The sequence below is a fragment of the Blautia sp. 1033sp1_1033st1_G9_1033SCRN_220408 genome, assembly GCF_040929965.1.
Classification (GTDB): Bacteria; Bacillota; Clostridia; order Lachnospirales; family Lachnospiraceae; genus Blautia_A; species Blautia_A ammoniilytica.
On the sequence record NZ_JBFKZO010000001.1, the window covers coordinates 15,004 to 36,239 of the forward strand.

General features: G+C 40.5%; 15 protein-coding genes and 2 pseudogenes. 15 read left to right on the forward strand and 2 right to left on the reverse strand.

Annotated elements, in window-relative coordinates; genetic code table 11:
* Nucleotides 1-373: 373 nt before the first annotated feature.
* The 8 genes and pseudogenes from mobC (at nt 374) to AB5916_RS00130 (ending at nt 8,924) form a co-directional block, all read left to right on the forward strand.
* A complete protein-coding gene (gene mobC / locus AB5916_RS00095) occupies nt 374-730 on the forward strand; it encodes a plasmid mobilization relaxosome protein MobC (RefSeq protein WP_368188826.1) in 357 nt (118 codons plus the stop codon).
* 227 nt (nt 731-957) lie between these two features.
* A complete protein-coding gene (locus tag AB5916_RS00100; protein WP_368188827.1) occupies nt 958-1,098 on the forward strand; it encodes a hypothetical protein in 141 nt (46 codons plus the stop codon).
* Nucleotides 1,099-1,100: 2 nt separating this feature from the next.
* Nucleotides 1,101-1,633, forward strand: a pseudogene (locus AB5916_RS00105) (KilA-N domain-containing protein).
* 1 nt (nt 1,634) lies between these two features.
* Nucleotides 1,635-3,305 (forward strand): annotated as a pseudogene (locus AB5916_RS00110) (recombinase family protein); the annotation flags it as partial.
* 395 nt (nt 3,306-3,700) lie between these two features.
* Nucleotides 3,701-4,390: a response regulator transcription factor gene (locus AB5916_RS00115; protein ID WP_008120506.1), complete on the forward strand. Its 690-nt coding sequence runs from the start codon at nt 3,701-3,703 to the stop codon at nt 4,388-4,390.
* Nucleotides 4,366-5,631, forward strand: a complete 1,266-nt coding sequence (locus AB5916_RS00120) for a sensor histidine kinase (RefSeq protein ID WP_368188828.1) — start codon at nt 4,366-4,368, stop codon at nt 5,629-5,631. Before AB5916_RS00115 ends, AB5916_RS00120 begins: the two co-directional genes overlap by 25 nt.
* Before the next feature lie 177 nt (nt 5,632-5,808).
* Entirely contained in the window at nt 5,809-6,483 is a 675-nt protein-coding gene (locus tag AB5916_RS00125) for an ABC transporter ATP-binding protein (RefSeq protein WP_118544324.1), read from the forward strand.
* Nucleotides 6,480-8,924 (forward strand): ABC transporter permease, encoded by a 2,445-nt coding sequence (locus AB5916_RS00130; protein WP_368188829.1) that lies wholly within the window; start codon nt 6,480-6,482, stop codon nt 8,922-8,924. The genes AB5916_RS00125 and AB5916_RS00130 overlap by 4 nt, the downstream gene beginning before the upstream one ends.
* Before the next feature lie 443 nt (nt 8,925-9,367).
* Here the strand turns inward: AB5916_RS00130 and AB5916_RS00135 are convergent, their stop codons facing one another.
* The gene (locus tag AB5916_RS00135) at nt 9,368-10,210 is read right to left on the reverse strand and encodes an AraC family transcriptional regulator (protein ID WP_368188830.1); all 843 of its coding nucleotides are present in this window, start codon (nt 10,208-10,210) and stop codon (nt 9,368-9,370) included.
* 177 nt (nt 10,211-10,387) lie between these two features.
* Between AB5916_RS00135 and AB5916_RS00140 the strand changes: the two genes are divergently transcribed.
* From AB5916_RS00140 to AB5916_RS00160, 5 genes are all read left to right on the forward strand, one after another.
* The gene (locus AB5916_RS00140; protein WP_158422820.1) at nt 10,388-11,689 is read left to right on the forward strand and encodes an ABC transporter substrate-binding protein; all 1,302 of its coding nucleotides are present in this window, start codon (nt 10,388-10,390) and stop codon (nt 11,687-11,689) included.
* Nucleotides 11,686-12,561, forward strand: coding sequence for a carbohydrate ABC transporter permease (locus AB5916_RS00145; protein ID WP_158422819.1), 876 nt, complete (start codon nt 11,686-11,688; stop codon nt 12,559-12,561). Before AB5916_RS00140 ends, AB5916_RS00145 begins: the two co-directional genes overlap by 4 nt.
* Nucleotides 12,558-13,400 carry a carbohydrate ABC transporter permease gene (locus AB5916_RS00150; RefSeq protein ID WP_158422818.1) on the forward strand — a complete coding sequence of 281 codons (843 nt, stop codon included), beginning with the start codon at nt 12,558-12,560 and terminating at the stop codon, nt 13,398-13,400. The genes AB5916_RS00145 and AB5916_RS00150 overlap by 4 nt, the downstream gene beginning before the upstream one ends.
* A 22-nt stretch (nt 13,401-13,422) precedes the next feature.
* Nucleotides 13,423-15,606, forward strand: coding sequence for an alpha-galactosidase (locus AB5916_RS00155; RefSeq protein WP_368188831.1), 2,184 nt, complete (start codon nt 13,423-13,425; stop codon nt 15,604-15,606).
* 216 nt (nt 15,607-15,822) lie between these two features.
* The gene (locus AB5916_RS00160) at nt 15,823-16,449 is read left to right on the forward strand and encodes a hypothetical protein (RefSeq protein WP_368188832.1); all 627 of its coding nucleotides are present in this window, start codon (nt 15,823-15,825) and stop codon (nt 16,447-16,449) included.
* A gap of 42 nt (nt 16,450-16,491) precedes the next feature.
* Here AB5916_RS00160 and AB5916_RS00165 read toward each other — a convergent pair whose 3' ends face one another.
* Nucleotides 16,492-17,694 carry an iron-containing alcohol dehydrogenase gene (locus AB5916_RS00165; RefSeq protein ID WP_368188833.1) on the reverse strand — a complete coding sequence of 401 codons (1,203 nt, stop codon included), beginning with the start codon at nt 17,692-17,694 and terminating at the stop codon, nt 16,492-16,494.
* Between the two features lie 314 nt (nt 17,695-18,008).
* On the opposite strand from AB5916_RS00165, the gene glyA reads away from it, so the two are divergent.
* A complete protein-coding gene (gene glyA, locus AB5916_RS00170; RefSeq protein ID WP_368188834.1) occupies nt 18,009-19,247 on the forward strand; it encodes a serine hydroxymethyltransferase in 1,239 nt (412 codons plus the stop codon).
* 157 nt (nt 19,248-19,404) lie between these two features.
* Nucleotides 19,405-21,234: a DUF6020 family protein gene (locus AB5916_RS00175; RefSeq protein WP_368188835.1), complete on the forward strand. Its 1,830-nt coding sequence runs from the start codon at nt 19,405-19,407 to the stop codon at nt 21,232-21,234.
* Nucleotides 21,235-21,236: the final 2 nt, after the last annotated feature.

Here is a 21,236-nt window from a genome sequence, read left to right on the forward strand (position 1 = left end):
TTGACAAAATCAAACCAATACTCTATATTTAGCAGTGGAGATTCTATACCCAAAAACAGAAAACGTGAATGCGCAAATGAAGCTCAAACCCTTGTGGTTTGGGCTTTTTCTAATTTTGATAGAAACTTGAGAACAATAATTTTCAAAAAGTCGATTATCAATTTGTAATGTTTTTTGAAGGAAAAAGTTCACAAAAGCATTTAGGCAATATTTACAAATTTTTTAAAAAAGGAATAGTTTCGCAAGAGTAACAGAGTGGCAATCGAGTAATATCGGTTGCTTTTTTGTTGCCCAATTTTAGAAATTGTCGATTGCCCCCGGAAGAATGATTTCTAAAAATTACAAATTTGAAAAGAAATGGAGGAAAAGAAAAGTGAAAGAGTATTCAAAAGGAATTTATGTAAAATTCAAACCGGAAGAGGTGGAGATACTGCATAATCGAATGAAGGAAGCTGGAGTTCAAAACATGAGTGCATATATCAGAAAGATGGCATTGAACGGATATGTGATTATTCCTAAGTGGCTGGATCTGGATCAGGTAATATCCTTGCATTCAAGGATTAGTAATAATCTCAATCAGTATGCAAGGAAAGCAAATGAAACCGGAAAATTGTACGAAGAGGATATTGCAGAAATAAAGCAGATGCATAATGAACAAACAAAGTTTCTGAAAAAAACACTTGAGGCAGTAATGTATCTTTATGAGGAAGATTCAAAGAAGAAAAAGTGATTTTATGGTAAAGCGTCAGCGTGGCTCTGCGGTTTATCCGCAGTTCAAGGGGATTGGGGTGCAAGACGTCCGGTGGACGTCTGCTCTGCACGGACCGGAGTGGAACGGAGACTTCCCCAACAAGCAAAAATGCGCCGGGTATATACCGGAGCACTGCTTGCCAATTTGTAAAAAGAGAAAAGAAAGGATTAAGTTTATGAGAGATTTAGAAAAGTAAAGATGCAGATATGGATTATGAAGTTACCAGGTCGGATATTAAGATTTTAAAGCAGATTCACAGCCTTGGAGATGCGCAGTATAAAAGATTGATGGCGTATATGAAAGCCTTGCAGAAGTTGGAACAGATGGAGAACATGGTGGAGGAATAGAGATGGCAAATAAAATAGTTAGGGAAATTATTCACGCAAAAGGAATTGATATTGGGATTTACACGAAAGATTTTGAAAATGAATATATTTCGTTGACAGATATTGCAAAATATAGAAATGATAATGATCCCAGATTTGTCATTCAGAACTGGATGCGAAACAGAAATACAGTTGAGTTTTTGGCTGTTTAGGAAGAACTTCATAATCCAGATTTTAACCGTGTGCAATTCGAGGCGGTTAGAAGTGAGGCAGGATTAAACAGGTTTGTTATGACGCCAACCAAATGGATTGAACAGACCAATGCTAATGGAAAAATAATAATCCGGGTAAAAAGGGGAATGTGCGTGATGATGCAAATTTAAATCAGTTGTTGGTGTTGGCAAATATGGAAAGTTATAATGCTATTTTAATTGAGCAGGGGAAACCTCAATCAGAAAGACTTATATTGCTTAGAAATTTGGCAATTAGGCAGATGGATACATTAGTCAGTATCAATCTGTCGGCAGTTTCGGCACTTCCTGGAGGTGATATGTAAATTGAAGAAAGAGAAAATCAAAGTATATTTATACACCCGTGTCTCGACAACCATGCAGATAGATGGCTATTCTCTGGATGCACAGAAAACAAAAATGAAAGCGTTCTGCGACTATAATGAATATGAAATTGCCGGTGAGTATGAGGATGCATGAAAATCCGGCAAATCAATAGAGGGAAGAGTTTCATTTAATCAGATGATGGAGGATATTAAGTTAGGAAAAGATGGAGTATCTTATGTGCTTGTATTTAAACTTTCCAGATTTGGAAGAAATGCGGCAGATGTACTTGCAACATTACAAGTAATGCAGGATTTTGGAGTGAATCTGATGTGTGTGGAGGACGGAATAGATTCATCCAAAGATGCCGGGAAGCTTATGATATCTGTTCTGTCAGCAGTGGCAGAGATTGAACGTGAGAACATTCGTGTTCAGACAATGGAAGGAAGGATGCAGAAAGCCAGGGAAGGTAAATGGAACGGTGGTTTTGCACCATATGGATATTCTCTCATTGATGGAAAACTGGAAGTCAATGAGGAAGAAGCAGTTGCCATCAGAATGATATTTGACCAATATGTAAATACGGATTTGGGTGCAAATGGAATTGCAAAGTATCTTGAAAATCATGGAATCCATAAGATAGCCAGACAGAATGGTAAAAATCCGTTATTTGATGCTGCTCTTATCAGAAGGATTATACAGAATCCGGTTTATAGTGGCAAAATCTCTTATGGAAGAAGACGGACAGAAAAGGTTCATGGTACAAGAAATGAGTATAGGCAGGTTAAGAAAGACGATTACCTGTTAGTAGATGGTCTGCACGAAGCTCTTGTATCAGAAGAAGTATGGGAGCAGGCGCAGGTCAAGGTGGCGGCACAGGCTAAAAAGTATGAAAAGGTCAATCGTGACAAGAGAGAAAAGATTCATCTATTATCAGGAATTTTGAAATGTCCTGTCTGCGGTGCAGGAATGTATGGCAACAAGTCTATTAAGAAACGCAAGGATGGAAGTAACTATAAGGATTTTTATTATTATGGCTGCAAACACAGAAATATGACTAGAGGTCATAAGTGTGATTACAAAAAACAGGTGCATGAAGAAATGCTGGATGCTTCTGTTGCAGAGGTGATTAGTAAACTGGTTAGTAATCCTAAATTTTCGGATTTAATCCGCAACAAAATAAATATGGAAGTAGATACTAGTGCATTAGATCAGGAAATAGAAAATTATAAAATACAATTAAGAAAGCTATATCATAATAAAGATACTATTTTATCAGATATGGATTCTCTTGATTATGAGGATAAGCATTATCAGCGAAGAAAAACAGATTTAGAGAACCATTTGTACAAGACTTATGATAAAATAGATGATGCAGAGGAACTGCTGGTATCTGCAAAGGCTAAGAAACGCTCTCTGCTGGCAGATAAGATTACAGGGGATAATATTTACAAGGCACTCATGTTCTTTGATAAATTGTATGCTCAAATGAACGAAGCAGAGAAACGGGAGTTCCTGTCGCAGTTAGTGGATAATGTGCAGATTTACGAAGAACGCAAAGAGAATGGTCAGTGGCTGAAATCTATAGAATTTAAGTTGCCGATTATAGAAAAAGAGTTTACACTAAGTTTGGACAATGATACACAAAATGAGACGGTTGTCCTTTTGTCCCAACTGAAACAAAAGCCGGATGATTACATTAATGTCACGATTGAACTTGATGATATGGATATAACATCTGCAGAGACTAAGGTTACATATGATGAGATAGAGAAGTATGTGGCTGAACATAATGCCGGCATGAAGGTTTCCAATCTGTATATCTCACAGGTAAAGAGAAAATGCGGAATTGAGGTTGGAAAGAATTTGCGCGTTGCAACGAGGAGAATGGACTGCTTGCAGGGCAATTCGACGACTGCCGCGACAGACTTGGAACTTGTTCCAAGTCCTAATTTACCTAAAAATGAAGATAGCAGGCAACCGCAGTGTCCAGAAGATAAAGAGAGTGCAATTGTGGAGGCATTGAAGCATTTTAAGATGAATAGTTAATAAAGAGAGGTGCAGATGCTATGCCAGGTATACTCGTAGTTGAAGATGATGAAAATTTAAATCGTGGAATTACATTCTCACTGAAAAAATCCGGATATGAGGTTTTTTCAGCAGAATCAGTGAAAAAAGCGAAAAGAATTGCAAGTGATAATAATGTGGATGTTACCATTTGTGATGTGAATCTTCCGGATGGGAATGGACTGGAATTTGTAAGGTGGATGAGATGCAATTATAATACATACATTATTTGTCTTACAGCACTAGATCAGGAGATGGATCAGGTCATGGGATATGAAGCGGGGGCAGATGATTATATTACAAAGCCGTTTAGTCTTTCGGTACTTCTTTTGAAAATAGAAGCACATTTCCGCCGCAGACAGGAGAAAACGGAAGCCGGAAAGATGATTTCGGGAGATATCGTATTTATCGCAGGAGAAATGAAAGTCCTGATAAAGAGTCGTGAAATCAGTCTGACAAAAACGGAGTTGAAAATGCTGACTTTTTTTCTTCAGAATCCGAAACAGATTCTTTCAAAAACACAAATATTGGAAAATGTGTTTGATCTGGAAGGGGATTTTGTGGATGAAAATACAATCGCTGTCAATATCAGAAGACTCCGTGAGAAAATCGAAGACAATCCGGCTGCACCGGTCTATATAAAGAATATCAGAGGTCTTGGGTATATATGGAATCAGGAGGTAAGGCAGTGACAAAGAGATATCGCAAGAAGATCACAGTAGCGCTCTCCTTGGTTTTGCCTGTCATAGTATTGTTTGCAATATTAAATTGCTTTACCACATATGTGTTTTATGAAGATTATAAATATAAAATGAATCTTATGACAGAGATTGCTGCAAAGGAAGAATTTTCCGGGCTGGATGCTGTTTCGGAATTGCTTAAGGATAAGGATATTGAAACTAACGAACAGGGAAGGCGATTATTGGAGCAATATGGATACTGGGGGAATAAAGGGAATGCATTTTATATGCAATTCCGGCATCAGGTTATGGTGACCGGTGCTGTAAGCACTGTGATATGCGTGCTTCTTTTGACTTTTTTACTTTATTGGAAGAAAAAAGAAGATGCGTGTCATCAGAAAATTTTAGACCAGTTGGAAGAAATTCTGATCAGATTCCGTGAAAATAAATTTGATGATTTACTGAAAACGGAAAATCATGCAGAACTGGAAAAATTGAATGACCAGCTTGAAGCAATCGGACATCATATTCAGTTGATAAAGGAAGAAGCAAGGGCAGAAAAGGAGAACACGAAAGAAATGGTTTCTGATATTTCTCACCAGTTAAAGACACCGGTTGCAGCTTTGGATACATGTTTTAGTGTGCTGATGCAGAATGACTTAAGTGCCACAGAACAGGAGGAGTTTCGTATCCGTTGTCGGAGTGCTCTGGATGGACTGGAGACATTATTGCAGTCGCTTCTTGAAATATCCAAGATGGAAACTGGACTGATTCAGATTAATAAGAAAAAACTTCCGCTTATGGATACTGTCATATCTGCTGTGAACTGTACTTATCCAAAAGCGGATGAGAAAGAAATTGAATTCGTTTTTGACTATGCAAAAGAGCTGGAAACATGCATGGTTATGCAGGATAAAAGATGGCTTGGTGAAGCTGTGATCAACGTTCTGGATAATGCGGTCAAGTACAGTCCGGGTGGTTCAAAAATATTTATCCGGTTACAAAAAAGAAACGATCTTGTAAGAATGGAAATTGAGGATCAGGGAATTGGTATTCCGCAGAATGAGTATCACAAAATTTTTCAACGATTTTACAGAGGAAGTTCCAGGGAGGTCATGGAAAAGAGTGGTACAGGAATCGGACTTTTTCTATCGAGAGAAATTATCGAAAAGCACGCAGGTATGATCATGGTAACCTCCGGCAAAAAGAAAAAAGGAAGCACGTTTGTGATTCAATTACCATATGTTAGTTAAATTTTAAATGAGCAGAAATCTTACAATTCTGTAAGACTTCTGCTCGTTTTTGAAAGTGAAATGAAAGATTATCCTGATACAATTTGGATGTAGGTTGAAAAATGACCAAATATATAAACAGGCAAAGAAAGCGTGTTGAAAAGGTACGTTTTACAGAATTGAAAAGGAGGCAACACATTGAGTGTGATATTAGAAACCAAGCAGCTTTGTAAGTTTTATGGCACAGGTGAGAATCAGGTCAAAGCGGTCAATCAGGTGGACATTCAGATTGAGCAGGGAGAATTTGTCGCAATTGTTGGAAAGTCAGGTTCCGGTAAAAGTACATTACTTCATATGCTTGGAGGGCTAGACACCCCGACAAAAGGCAGTGTTACTTTAGCAGGGAAAGATTTATACAGGATGAAGGAAGATGCCCTTGCTGTTTTCCGCAGAAGAAAAATCGGATTTGTTTTTCAGGCATTTAATCTGGTTTCATCTGTTAATGTCTGGGAAAATATTGTACTGCCACTGGGGCTGGATGGAAGAAAAGTGGATGAAGCGTATGTAAATGATATTATTGCAACTTTGGGGATTGAAAACCGGATTTATAATCTGCCAAATCAGTTATCCGGAGGACAGCAGCAGAGAGTAGCAATTGCAAGAGCACTGGTGAATCGTCCGGAAATTATATTTGCAGATGAGCCGACAGGAAATCTTGATTCTAAGACCAGTGATGAGGTAATCGCTCTGCTTAAGATGACAGCAAAAAAATATGGACAGACAATTGTAATGATTACCCATGATGACGAAATTGCACAGGTCGCTGACCGTATTCTGGTGATTGAGGACGGACAGGTGGTGGATTTCAGATGAAGACAATAAGCAGGATTGCATATAGCAATGACAAAAGGAACAGGACAAGAAGTATACTGATCATGATGGCAATCTGTCTGACCACGATGCTGCTTGTTATCATCAGTACTGTGGGAAATGGGGTAATTCATTTACAGAAAAGTCAGGCGGCAGGATCATATGGAAGCAATTATGGTCTGTTTGTTTCCGCAGACGGATCGCAGTTAAAAGAAGTAAACCGCCGTGCGGAAATAGATGCTACAGGCACTATGTGCACCGAAGGTATCATAAAAGGCAATGAAAAAGGCGGGTTTGTCTGCATGGATGAGACTGCAAGAAAAATGCTTCCTTATAATAAAGAATATGAGTTGAAGGAAGGAAAGTATCCGGAAAAAATGCAGGAAATTGCCGCAGGAAGAGCATTTTTTCGTGCAATGGGGTATGGTGATGTAAAGATCGGAGATACGGTTACACTGGATTACCGCACAGGGATGCAGTCAGAATATAAGCCGGAAGAATTTGTTGTCAGCGGAATTCTATATGATCGGGATGAGTATACCATCGAGGCATCTTATGTTGCTTTCGGGTCACAGGAGTTTTATGATGAGCACGTCGCAGAGAATGACAGACAGTATAATATTTATTTTACTTTAAATGATTCTGCAAATGTATCTATGAATAATATTGATTCGGTTATAAAGCAGATTGCAGCAGCTTGTGGGATCGAAGAAAAAAACATTATAGTCAATGATCTCTATTTGCAATGGGTCTTGCAGCCGAGTTATGAAACGATTGCGGTATGCGGGGTTTTGATTCTTGCAATTGTACTTTTCTCTGTTGTGGTCATTTATAATATTTTTCAGGTCGGTATTGCCAACAAGATACAGGAGTATGGAAAAATCAAGGCTCTGGGAGCGACAAAAAAGCAGATGAAACAACTGATCTTCAGAGAGGGTATGTTTTTGACAATTTCTTCAATACCAGTTGGATTGCTTCTTGGTTTTCTGATTGCAAAATGCGGTTTTAACTGGCTGGTAGAACATGGGAACCTTGTATCAACCAAAACTGGCTCTATGGGAGTTCAAAATCAGCAGGTGCCTCTGTTTTCCCTGCCTGTTATGCTTCTCTGTATTTTCGTATCATTTCTTACCGTTGCTTTGGCACTGCGTAAACCAATGAAAATTGTTTCACGGATTTCACCTATCGAAGCAACACGGTATTTAGAAAATGCAGAAACACAAAAAAAAGGAAAACGAAATGGCAGAAAAAATGTCACCGTGTTTTCTATGGCAATGGCAAATGTAACGGGTAATCCCAAAAGAACTATTGGTACTATCCTCACAATGGGTTTTTCTTGTGTATTGTTTGTGATTATCTCTAATTATGTGGGAAATATTGACACGGAGCATGAAGCACGTCTTTCCGTTAATCATGGACAATTTGAATTGCAGCTTGACTATTCTGCTGAGTATGATGAAAGATATCCGGAGAATAATCTGGATACGATTCTGACGGATGATCCATTGAATGATTCGCTGATTGAAGAAATCAAAAGCATTCCAGGAGTGACAGATGTCATGACGAGAGAGATTGTCTCTGTAAATCTGAACGGAACAAGATTTCCGGCTGATATTGTGAGTAAAAATGATTTTGATTTTATGCGCCAAGACGGGGATATTGGCTCTATGGACTATGATCAGGCGGTAAAGAATGGTGAAATTTTCTTTGGTTGGTTGATGTGGATGGAACAAGATGGATATGCTCCGGGTGAATCCATTGCATTTGACTTTGAGAATGGAAGTGAAACCTATACCTATCAGGGAAAGATTGCAGGATCCTTTGTAAGCGCGGACACTTATCTTGTCATTCCGGAAGGTGTATACCGTTCCATGAATCCGAGGGGAACAGCCTATGGCTATCTGTGGGTGGACTGTGATAAAAAAGATGTTGCATCTGTGGAACAGAGTCTGAATACTTTGATTTCTAATACTTCGCATATAAAAATGGATACCTATCATGCACAGTTACAATCTGCCGAATTTGCAAGCAGCATGATGAAGCTTGGCTGTTATCTGTTTATGGCGGTTGTAGGACTCATCGGTTTTATGAATATGGCAAACACCATAATCATGAATATTACGACAAAAAAGCAGGAATATGGTGTATTACAGGCTGTGGGTATGACAAATAAACAATTAAATTTATGTCTGCAGTTACAGGGAATGATGTTTACGGTTGGTACCATATGCGTAGCTTTGATCATTGGTCTGCCGCTCGGCTATGCACTTTTTTCCTATGCAAAACATAATGGAATATTTGGAATGAATATCTATCATGTTCCAATCGTACCAATTTTTATTATGATTTTTTTGGTCGGTCTGTTGCAGATTGTACTTTCCTGCGTTTTAAGCAGTAATCTGAAAAAGGAAACGCTGGTAGAAAGAATAAGGTATCAGGGATAGCAAGTAATATGTAATGAACTAGGTCTTAACGAAGAGGAGAAATAGATAACTTCCATTTTGTATGTATGATAAATCTAAACAGTATTTTAGCAACATTTCCTGAGTGGGGGCAGAAAGTGCCCCCACTTTCACTATTTGGGGGCGAAAAGCGCCACCGTATATCATAAATGATGGGTTCAAGGGAAAAATCCCTTGCTAGAACAGCATTTGGATGGAGACATCTCTAATGCGTATCTAGCCGTCAACCTAAGAAGTATCAAGGCAGCCAAAACAGCAGATTAATCATGCAACATTTCCTACTGGTTAATTAAATTGAATAGAAATTAAACACTGTTCAATTGAGCAATCTATATGAATCTGATATGCTGAGTATTGAGTGGATTGTCAGCAGCTGCCGGGGGAATGGTAGGCAAGAGACTTGGCAGGAAAGAATATATTTATTGTTACTTGTTCTGATTCCGCCATTCTCGAGGAGAAATACCATAAATATTTTTAAAGGCACGGGAAAAATGAAGCTGGTTTTCATATCCCACAGCAGAACTAATGTCTGCAATAGACAAGGATGTCAGCTTTAATAATTCAGTAGCCTTTACCATACGGTAGTTCATAAGAAATTCCTGCGGAGAGCGGCCAATTGAGTTGCGGAAGATTTTTCCAAAATAGCTCCGGTTGATGCCGCATACTGCAGCGATATCTTCTATTGAAATGTTATTCTGAAAATTCTGTTCAATATAATTGATTGCTTCTTTTATATAATAATCACTCATGCGTCCACTGGAGACTAGCTTAGTAGATTTGGCTGACTGCAGCAGATAGTCTATAAACAGATACAGATGACCAATGAGATGAAAAGAAGATTCATTAGGATGATTTACGATATAAAGCATTTCATCGGCAAGTTTTTCACGCAATTCTTTGGAGTGGGAATGATAAACAGGTGCATTCTTACACAAATCTGTGACACCTAAAGCCTCTTTTATGCGCAAGCCATCAAATTCAATCCACATATATTCCCACGGAAGCCGTTCATCCGCAATGTAGGTGTTAATCTGACCTGGAAAAATCATAAATCCCTGTCCGCTTTTTACGGAATAAGTCTGTGTTATGCCTTTTGCATCGTCTGCCATAAGTGTTCCGGTTCCGGAAAGAACGTAGTGGAACAGGTAGTGATTGCGTGTTGCAGGACCAAAAGAATGGCCAGGGTCACATTTTTCATATCCAAATTGATACATGCACAAATCTATAAAGTTCTCATTTGGAAAAATATTAAATAATATATTGCTCATAAAATGCTCCTTACATGCTTTATATACCAAAATGCGATATCGACATCTATTATAACATAAAATATTGTATTTTGGCATAAAATATAAAAAATGCTGATATTTTAGGTCGCATAAAGGTATGTTATAATTGGGTTATCAATAGAAAGGCGGCTATCTTACAGAAAAGGAGAGAGGAATATGGCAAAAAGAAGTATTTTTCGTGGTTTTGCGGCTGTGTTTGCATTTGGCATGTGCATAACAGGATTTACCGGATGCAGTGGTAAAAAAAGCACAGACGGAAAAACCGAGATCGAAGTGGTTTCCTATAAGCCGGAAGCAGTTAAGGCATTTGAAAGAATTGCAGAGAGGTTTAATGAAGCGCATGATGACATTCATCTGACGATTTCATCGCCAAATGAAGCAATGACTATTTTAAAGACACGTTTTATCCGGGAGGATTATCCGGATATCATCGCAATCGGAGGAGATATCAACTATTCCAACTTTTTAGATGCAGACCTGTTTGAAGATATTTCTGATTTGGATGAGGTTCAGACGGTAAAGCAGGCATATCTGGATATGGACAAGGAACTGGAATTTATTCCAAAGGATGGTACGTATGCACTTCCGTATGTGGCAAATGCGGCAGGAATTCTGTATAACAAAGATATATTTGAGGAAAATGGCTGGAATGTTCCGACTACATGGCAGGAATTTACAACATTATGTGATGAAATTAAGCAAAGCGGAGTACTTCCATTGTATCTGGGCTTCAAAGATACATGGACATGTCTGGCTCCTTGGAATGCACTGGCGGTCGGACTTACTGATTCGGATACTTGCAACCAGGTAAATATGGGAAATACCACATTTGCTGATACGTATGGACCAGTAGCAGAAAAGATGCGGGCACTTTTGGATTATGCAGAAAAAAATCCGTATGCATACGGTTATAACGATGCATGCACAGCATTTGCCCGTGGGGAATCTGTCATGTTTCCCATTGGAAGTTATGCAATCCCACAGATCAAATCGGTCAATCCGGATATGAATATCGGTTCTTTTACATTTCCGGCAAATGATGTGGAATCAGACAATGTTTTAAATTCAGGAATTGATCTGCAGTTCTCTGTGATGAAAGCATGTAAAAATAAAGAAGCAGCATATGAAGTTTTAAAATATCTGTATGAAGATGAGACTATTCAGGTTTATCTGGATGATCAGGGTGGGATTGCCTGCAAAGAAGGAGATTTTGCAATTCCGGAAACCCTTGAGGATATGCGTCCTTATATTGAAGATAACCGCATGGCAGATTATCAGGATCATCATTATCCAAGTGAAATGAGCGTGGATGCCATGATACAGACATTCTTACTGGATGAAAGCGATAATGCACAGGAAAAGTTCCTGAAAAAATTTGACTCCGACTGGAAGCGCTACAACCGGGATTTGATTCGGAAAGTACAGGATTATCAGAAAGAACAGGAGGATGCACAATGAAAAAGAAAATGTCAAACAGGGATAAAACATTTTGGGCAGTTATTATACCAGTTCTGATCTTGTTTTTTACATTCAATACACTTCCAATGATCAAAGGCGTGATCTACAGCTTTACTAATTATAAAGGATATGGAACCTACGATTATGTTGGCATCCGGAACTATGCAGATCTCTTTACCGATATCCGTGTGGGCAAAAGCTATCTGTTTACATTTAAATATGCACTGGCAGGAACTGTATTGGTAAATGTACTAAGCCTGATCATGGCAGTGGGATTAAACGGTGCCATCCGTTTCAAAAGTGCATTGCGTGGGCTTTATTTTGTACCGAATATTTTAGGCGGACTTGTTATCGGTTATATTTTCAGTTTTATTTTTACTTATATTCTTCCAACTGTGGGAACGGTGTTTCATATTGGATTTTTACAGAATAGTATTCTTGCAAGTGAAAAACATGCATGGATCGGTGTACTGATCGTGGGTGTATGGCAGGCAGTTGCCATGAATACCATTATTTATATTTCTGGCCTGCAGACCGTTCCGGAGGAAGTTTACGAGGCGAGTATGCTTGATGGGGCAAGTAAATGGAAACAGTTCTGGAAAGTAACCTTTCCGCTGGTTATGCCTTTTGTAACGATTAATCTGGTATTGAGCACAAAGAATTTTCTCATGGTATTCGATCAGATCATGTCATTGACTAAGGGAGGTCCGGCACAAAGCACCGAATCCATCTCTTATCTGATTTATAAAAATGGTATGGATGGTGGACAGTTTGGATTCCAGAGTGCAAATGCAGTCATTTTCTTTATAGTGATCGTGGCGATTTCAATTTTCCAGATGACGATCATGAATAAGAAGGAGGAGCAGTTATGATAAAAGAAAAAAAGAAAACAAACTGGGTACTTACGATTGTTCTGATTTTGGGAACTGTTACAGTATTATTTCCGCTGTATATGGCAGTAATCATTGCATTTAAGAATCCCAGTGAAATGACCAACGATGTGGCAGGGGCACTATCCTTCCCGAAACAGTGGAGTTTTGATAATTTCCGCCAGGCAATGGAAGTAACTGATTTCTGGCATTCTCTTGGAAACAGTTTACTGATTACACTGGTAACGATTGTGCTGGCTATATTGATCCATTCAATTGCAGGCTTTGTGATTGGGCGCGGCATGGCAAGAAGAAAAAGCTTTCGTTTTATCTATTTGTATATTGTCAGTGGTATGTTTGTTCCTTTTTCTATTTTGATGATGCCTCTGGTAAAGCAGACGGCACAAATGGGACTTGGAAACCGTGCTGGTGTTATCCTGTTGTATCTGGTATTTTATATGCCTATGAATGTCCTGCTTTACAGTGGATACTTAAAAAATATACCGATAGCACTTGAGGAGGCAGCAGATATTGACGGAGCCAGCACATGGATCACTTATTGGAAAGTTGTATTTCCAATGATGATGCCAATGCATGCAACAGTTGCAATCCTGACAGCTCTTGGAACCTGGAATGATGTTATGACACCGCTTGTGATCATGTCCGGAACCGGACAGAATACACTGCCGCTTGCACAGCTTAATTTCCAGACACAGTTTGGAACTAATTACAATCTGGCATTTGCTTCGTATATTCTGGCATTGATTCCAATTCTGATTTTTTATGTGATTTGTCAGAAACAGATTTTAAATGGCGTGGCAAATGGTGCAGTCAAAGGATAAAGAATAAAATGAGGTGATTTCTATGGCAATTATATACGATCCAAATAAAAAGATATTTACCCTGCATACGGCTCATACAACCTATCAGATGCAGGTTGATTCACTGGGATATCTGCTACATCTATACTACGGAGATAAAACAAACGGTTTCATGGATTATCTTTTAACCTATGCAGACCACGGGTTTTCCGGAAATCCTTATGCAGCTGGCATGAATCGTACCTATTCGCTGGATGTGCTTCCACAGGAGTATCCTTCCCTTGGAACAGGGGATTACCGTAATATTGCTTTGAATGTAAAAAGCTGCAAAGGTGTTGAAAGTGCTGATTTGCTTTTCAAAAGCTATGAGATCCGAAATGGTAAATACCAGTTACAGGGACTTCCAGCTGTCTGGGCAGCCGAAAATGAAGCACAGACTCTGGAAATTGTTCTTGCAGATGAAAATGCAAAGGTTGAGGTGCATCTGCTGTATGGCGTGCTGGAAGAAAACGATGTTATTACAAGAAGTGTCCAGATTAAAAATATAGGAACTGAGCAGATTACCATTGAAAAAGCAGCAGCGGCCTGCCTGGATTTTGTGCAGGGAGATTTTGACGTCCTGCGGTTTTATGGGAAGCATGCCATGGAGCGGAGTTTAGAGCGCACTCCACTGGGACATGGAACCATTTCTTTTGGCAGCCGCAGGGGAACATCCAGCCATCAGTATAATCCGGCAGTGATTCTGGCTGAAAAAGGGACAACGGAGGTGGCAGGCAGCTGCTATGGAATGTTGTTTGTATACAGTGGGAATTTCACCTGTGAGGCAGAAAAAGACCAGTTTAACCAGACACGCCTGCTTCTTGGATTAAATGATGAACTGTTTTCATATCCGCTTGCAGGTGGAGAAGTATTTACGGTACCGGAAGTTATTTTGTCCTATTCAGCAAATGGACTGTCTGCATTGTCACAGCAATATCATAACTGCATCCGCAATCATGTATGCCGCAGCAAATATGTCCATGTGTCGCGACCGGTTCTGATCAATAGCTGGGAGGCAGCATATTTCGATTTTACAGGGGATACGATCGTGGATCTTGCCAAAGAAGCTGCTTCCCTTGGCATTGATATGGTAGTGATGGATGATGGCTGGTTCGGGAAAAGAAATGATGACAATTCTTCCCTGGGTGACTGGCAGGTAAATGAAAAGAAGCTGCAGGGCAGCCTGGCAGATCTTATTAACCGGGTGCATGATCAGGGCGTGAAATTTGGGATCTGGATTGAGCCGGAGATGGTTAATGAAGACAGTGACCTTTACCGGACACATTCGGACTGGGCAATTCAGATTCCGGGGAAAAAGCCGGTGCGCTCCAGAAATCAGTTAGTGCTTGATTTTTCCAGAAAAGAAGTGAGAGATTGTATATTTGACCAGATTTGCAACGTGTTGGACCAGGGGAAAATTGATTATGTAAAATGGGATATGAACCGTAGCATGTCAGATGTATATGCCGGAAATCTTTCCTATGATTATGTAATTGGTATTTATGACTTTTTGGATCGTCTGTGCAGCCGGTATCCGGATCTTCTGCTGGAGGGATGCAGTGGTGGCGGTGGCAGATTTGATGCGGGAATGCTTTATTATTCCCCGCAAATCTGGTGCAGTGACAATACTGATGCAATCAATCGCACAAGAATCCAGTATGGAACTTCGTTTTTCTATCCGGTTTCTGCAATGGGAGCACATGTTTCAGCGGTGCCGAATCATCAGACCGGACGTGTAACAAGCTTCCATACCCGTGGAGTGACGGCAATGGCGGGAGCTTTCGGTTACGAATTGAACCCGGCACTATTATCTGATGAGGAAAAGCAGCAGATCAAAGAGCAGGTCCTTACTTACAAAAAGTATGAAATGCTTATTAACGAGGGGACTTACTGGCGGTTGTCCGATCCGTTTAAAGATGAGATTGCGGCATGGATGTGGGTATCAGAAGAACAGACTCATGCACTGGTAAGTGTGGTGCGTCTTATGGCAGAGGCAAATCAGGCAGCTGTTTATGTTCGCCTGCATGGATTAAAGCCGGATGCCGTTTATCTGGAAGAACAAAGCGGAAGACAGTATTTTGGTGCAACACTTATGCATGCAGGAATTCCGCTTCCACCGTTTATCCGGGAATATGAGGCGTATCAGTTTTCTTTTACGGAGTTGAAAGAGACAGGAAATAAGAAATAATATGTGATTTTTGGTAATTGTGCATCTGACTCATTACTTAACGTGATGAGCCAGATGTGCATTTTTTTATATAATAAAAATTACTACGTAATGTTCCAATTACATAAAAAAGAAAAAACAGGCGAACTGATGTTTACTTAAGTTCATACATATTGTATAATCATCTCATGGAAAAAGATATATTGAATATAGAAAATACTTGGAGAGAATAAGTGTATGTTTAAAAAATTGGTATTGGTGCAGGCAATCCTGCTTTTTTTTCAGATCCTGCTGTATTTCGGATGCGAGCTTTTTCAGAGGAGGATCCATGATGTAAAACGTCCAGTGGATGCGAAGATTCCTTTTCTTCCATGGACGGTATTGCCTTATTGCTTCTGGTTTCCGCTGATCGCTGTTTATCCGCTGGTGGTTTTCCAGACGGATCCTTATTCATATTGCAGTTACTTGATGACCATGGTGATAGAAATCGTGTTTAGTGTAGCATGTTATTTGATCTATCCCACTTCTTTTCAGAGACCGGTGCCGCCAGATGGCTTCTGGGGGGATTTTATGAAGCTTATTTATCATGGCAGCTACCGTGGACTGAACTGTGCACCAAGCTTGCATTGTTCCAGTTGTTTTCTGATTATCTGTACTTCTTTTATATGTGTGGGAATGAACCCGTGGATTCGTATAGTGACAGTTTCGATTGCTGTCATGATCGTATTGTCAACTCTTACAACCAAACAGCATACGTTAATCGATGTGCTGACGGCAGTTCCGCTTTTTTTGATCAGCAGGATCCTGGGAATTATGTTGGCAGACCAGTATTACGTACAGTTTCTCACATTTATTGGAAAATAAAATGTAATCGCACATCCCTTTATATTAGGATAATCATCTTATTCAGGCATTTGTATGATCGGCATTGGCCATATGGTAGATCTTTTCCATATCTTTCATATTCAGCTGCATGAATACCCCAATGGTACGTGTATCCTCAAAGCTGCAGCGAAAGGCAAGATCATGGATCTGGCTGTCGGTCAGATCAAGTCCAAGCTGATGAAGGCTGGTAGGCATCTGGATGGAACGGAAGAAGTCTTCCATAGCCTGAATGCCCTGCAGGGCTGTTTTTTCAAAATCCAGCCCACAGGGAATGTGAAATACATTTGTGGCAAATTGGGCAAAGCGCTCCGGGTTTTCTTTGTATACGTATCTGGCCCAGCTTCCCCATAAAGCAGAAAGACCTGCACCATGGGTCACATCATATTGACCGCCCAGTTCATGTTCCAGCTGATGGCAGGCCCAGTCGCCGCCTCCTGTTCCACAGCCGGTAAGACCATTGTGAGACAGGGAACCGGCCCACATGATTTCTGCCCGCGCATTGTAATTCCCAGGTTCATTCATCAGGATCCGGGCATTATAGATAACTGTCTGCATAAGAGATTCGCTGATGCTGTCAGTTACTTCCATTGTTTCAAGATTTACGAAATATCGTTCCATAGTATGCATCAGAATATCTACACATCCGCTTTCAGTTTGATACTGAGGAAGTGTATAAGTAAGCCGCGGATTTAAAATGGCAAATTTAGGACGGCACAGATCGGTTTTTACGCATCCACGCTTTAACCAGCCGTCTTCGTTGGTGATCACAGCGGAACTGCTCATCTCACTGCCTGAGGCTGCGATGGTAAGGATCACGCCAATAGGAAGGCAGTCTGTTGGAGTTTTTTTCTTCAGGAAAAAGTTCCACACATCGGTCCAGAGATTGGCAGCACCATAGCCAATGGCCTTGGAAGAGTCGATCACACTGCCACCGCCTGCTGCAAGGATAAAATCCACCTGTTCTTCCCGGCACAGACGGATCCCTTCGTAGACCTTGGAAAGCCGGGGATTAGGTACCACACCTCCAAGAGTAACATAGGATACGCCTGCTGTGTCCAGACTGTCTGTAATTTCTTTTAAAAGGCCGGACCGGACTATGCTGCCACTTCCGTAATGAATCAGAACCTTTTTATAATTGCCTTGTTTTAAAAGATCCCCGATCTGGTAATGAGTATCTTTTCCAAATATGATACGGGTAGGAGTATAGTATTCAAAATTTCTCATAATAATCCTTTCTCATAATTGATAATCGATAGTTGTTATATTTGTTTCCACCTATGTGCAAGCACAGGTGGCTTTAGACCTTTTGACACTGTAATCATTACATTCTTATTAAATCAAAAAAATGATCATTAGTCAAAATAAATTGCAAAATCTTCATAAGAGCTTCATAAGAAAAGAAATAAATCAAAAAGTTCTTGTGAGACGGACAAATGTCTTTTTACTGTTGACATATACCATGAAACCATATATACTATAACTTGGTAACGCTTTAAAAGAAAAGAGAAAACTACCCTTATGTTATAGGAGGAGCAGGAATGTATTCATTTGAAGAAATCCAGAAAGTAGATCCTGAGATTGCAGGGCTGATCAAGTCAGAAGTTGAAAGACAGAACTCCCATATTGAGCTGATCGCATCCGAGAACTGGGTGAGTAAAGCAGTTATGGCAGCTATGGGAAGCCCTCTTACCAATAAATATGCAGAAGGATATCCTGGGAAAAGATTTTATGGTGGCTGTGTTTGCGTGGATGAAGTTGAGACTCTTGCTATTGAACGGGCAAAGAAGCTTTTTGGCTGTGAATATGTAAATGTTCAGCCGCATTCCGGTGCACAGGCCAATATGGCTGTATTTTTTGCAATGCTGAAGCCTGGAGACACAGTGCTTGGCATGAATCTGAACCATGGAGGGCATTTGACACATGGAAGTCCGGCAAATATGTCCGGAACTTATTTTAAAGCAGTTTCCTACGGTGTAAATGATGATGGTGTGATCGATTATGAAGAAGTTGCCCGTATTGCCAGAGAATGCAGACCTAAGCTGATTGTGGCAGGTGCAAGTGCTTATGCAAGGATCATTGATTTTAAGAAATTCCGTGAGATTGCAGATGAAGTAGGGGCATATCTGATGGTTGATATGGCACATATTGCAGGACTTGTGGCAGCAGGACAGCATCCAAGCCCCATTCCTTATGCAGATGTGACTACCACCACCACTCACAAAACACTTCGTGGACCAAGAGGGGGTATGATCCTCAGTGATGCGGCCACTGCCAAGAAGTTTAATTTTAACAAAGCAGTATTTCCTGGGATCCAGGGCGGTCCGCTGATGCATGTGATCGCAGCAAAGGCTGTTTGTTTTAAGGAAGCACTGGAACCGGAATTCCAGGAATACGGAAGACTGGTAGTAGAAAATGCAAAGGCTTTATGTGCTGGTCTTATGAAGAGAGGTGTGGATATTGTTTCCGGAGGGACAGACAATCATCTGATGCTTGTAGATTTAAGAAATCTGGGAGTAACCGGAAAAGAGATGGAGAACCTTCTGGATGCAGTGAATATTACCTGCAACAAAAATGCCATCCCAAATGATCCTCAGTCTCCATTTGTAACAAGTGGTGTACGCCTTGGAACACCGGCTGTTACATCCAGGGGAATGAAGCCGGAGGATATGGATGTGATCGCAGAAGCCATAGCTTTAATGCTGAAAAGCAGGGATCATCAGGAAGAAGCAAAGGTACTGGTGAAAGGACTTACCGATAAGTACCCACTGGTTGGTTAATTTTTTACAATTGCAAAGAACATTACAAAGAACCTTTTGGATTAGACGGGAATGCTCTGATACAGAAGGTTCTTTTATGTGCAGGCCTGTCTTGATTTTAAAGGGCGTGAATGTTAAGATAAGGAGAGTTGACAGAGATTCAGGAGGAACTTGATTTATGAATAAAAGAAAATGGATATCTGTGATAGCTGCGTTCTGGAGTGCCGCTGCTATTGCCCTGTCAGGAGAGTTTGTAGAAGCCAATGGCCTTTTAAGGACACTGAATAGTGAATTAAATGGGATACGTTTGGACAAACTGATCGTATTGGCAGCGCTGGTTGCGTTTTATTATAAAGTGTGGGACAGGTTCGTGGAAGAGAGTAAGTGGATCACCCATCTTTTGGCTGCGTTCTTTTCGGTGTGCATGCTGATCGGTATCAGTTATTCCACGCAGGGAAGCTGGGTATTTTTTATGGGTAACCGTAAGCAGATGGTGATTGCTTTCCTTGCTTTTGCAGGGTATTTTATTCTGTTTGACGTGACTCTAAGCATATTTTATGGCTGGCTGTCCAGATTGAATCTGTATCAGATCAGGGCAAAGAAGCCGTTGCCTGCATTTGCTCAAAAGCACAGCCACTTGTGGGCGTTCCTTGTAATTTATCTGTGCTGGCTGCCGTGGATCATTGTATTTTTCCCTGGCTCTGTTCCGGCAGATGGATACAGACAGCTGGATATGTACTTTGGCGGTGAGAAGTTTACTACAAGGCATGCCTGGGTGCTGACTATGTTTGTAGGACTGCTTATGAGTATTGGCAGGCTGATCAATGATAATATGGGAGTTTTTCTGATCATACTGGTTACATCCCTTCTGGAGTGCTACTGCTATTCCGGTGTATGCAGCCGTCTGAAAAAATGGAAAGCACCAAAGCAGCTGTATGTAGGTTCTGTACTGTTTTTCGGTCTGATGCCTATGTTTGGTACTTATGCCCAGACTGTGATCAAGGATAGTATGTTTAGTGCAGTATTTGCTCTTTATATGGCATTGTATGCAGAATGCGCTATTCCTGCGCTTCAGAAAAGAAGCGGCAAAAGACTGTCATCACAGCTGATACAGCTTGCCATTGTGGGGATACTTACCTGTTTCTGCAGGAATAACGGAATTTATATGGTCTTTGTTTCCATGGTTTTCCTGATCTTTTTTGTGGCAAAGAGACAGAGACTGGTGGTTCTGGCACTGGCGATTGCAGTGTTTGGATGTTATTCGGTTTCTGAGAAAGCAGTGGCACCTGCTCTTGGCATTTCTTCTATATCCAGCAGGGTTTATTTTTCCATTCCTTTCCAGCAGACTGCCAGATATGTGCGATCATATCCGGAGGACGTTACAGAAGAAGAGAAAGATGCCATTAACCAGATCCTGAATTATGATCAGCTGGCACAAAGATATAATCCGGAGTTGTCTGATCCGGTAAAGGCCACTTACCGCACCGGGAATATTACAAAAGAAAAGCTGATGAATTATTTCAAAGCCTGGTTTTCCATGTTTAAAAAGCATCCTGGGGTTTATATTGAAGCAACCCTTCATAATACTTACGGATATTTTTATCCATTTTACCATAATACGGCACAGGGACCTTACCGGTTATATAATAAAACCTTTACAGAGTATCAGTTTGAATATGACTATGTGTTCCCAAATGAGGCCAGGAGTGTGATGGCTCAATATGCATATTTGTGGAGAAATGTTCCCGGGTTTGCCCAGATCAGTAATTCCGGTGCATATACCTGGATGCTCCTGATCCTTGCAGGCTACCTGTTTTACAGGAAGCGTGGAAAGGGGATATTGGCTTTGGCAGCACCGGCTTTGAATGTAGCTATCTGTGTGGCTTCTCCGGTAAATGGAATGTTCCGCTATGTGCTGCCGCTTATTGCATGTATGCCGGTAGTTGTGTACTGGTGTATTGGATACGGAGAAAAGGAATTTACAGATAAATCAGAAGAAAGCGGGTGATT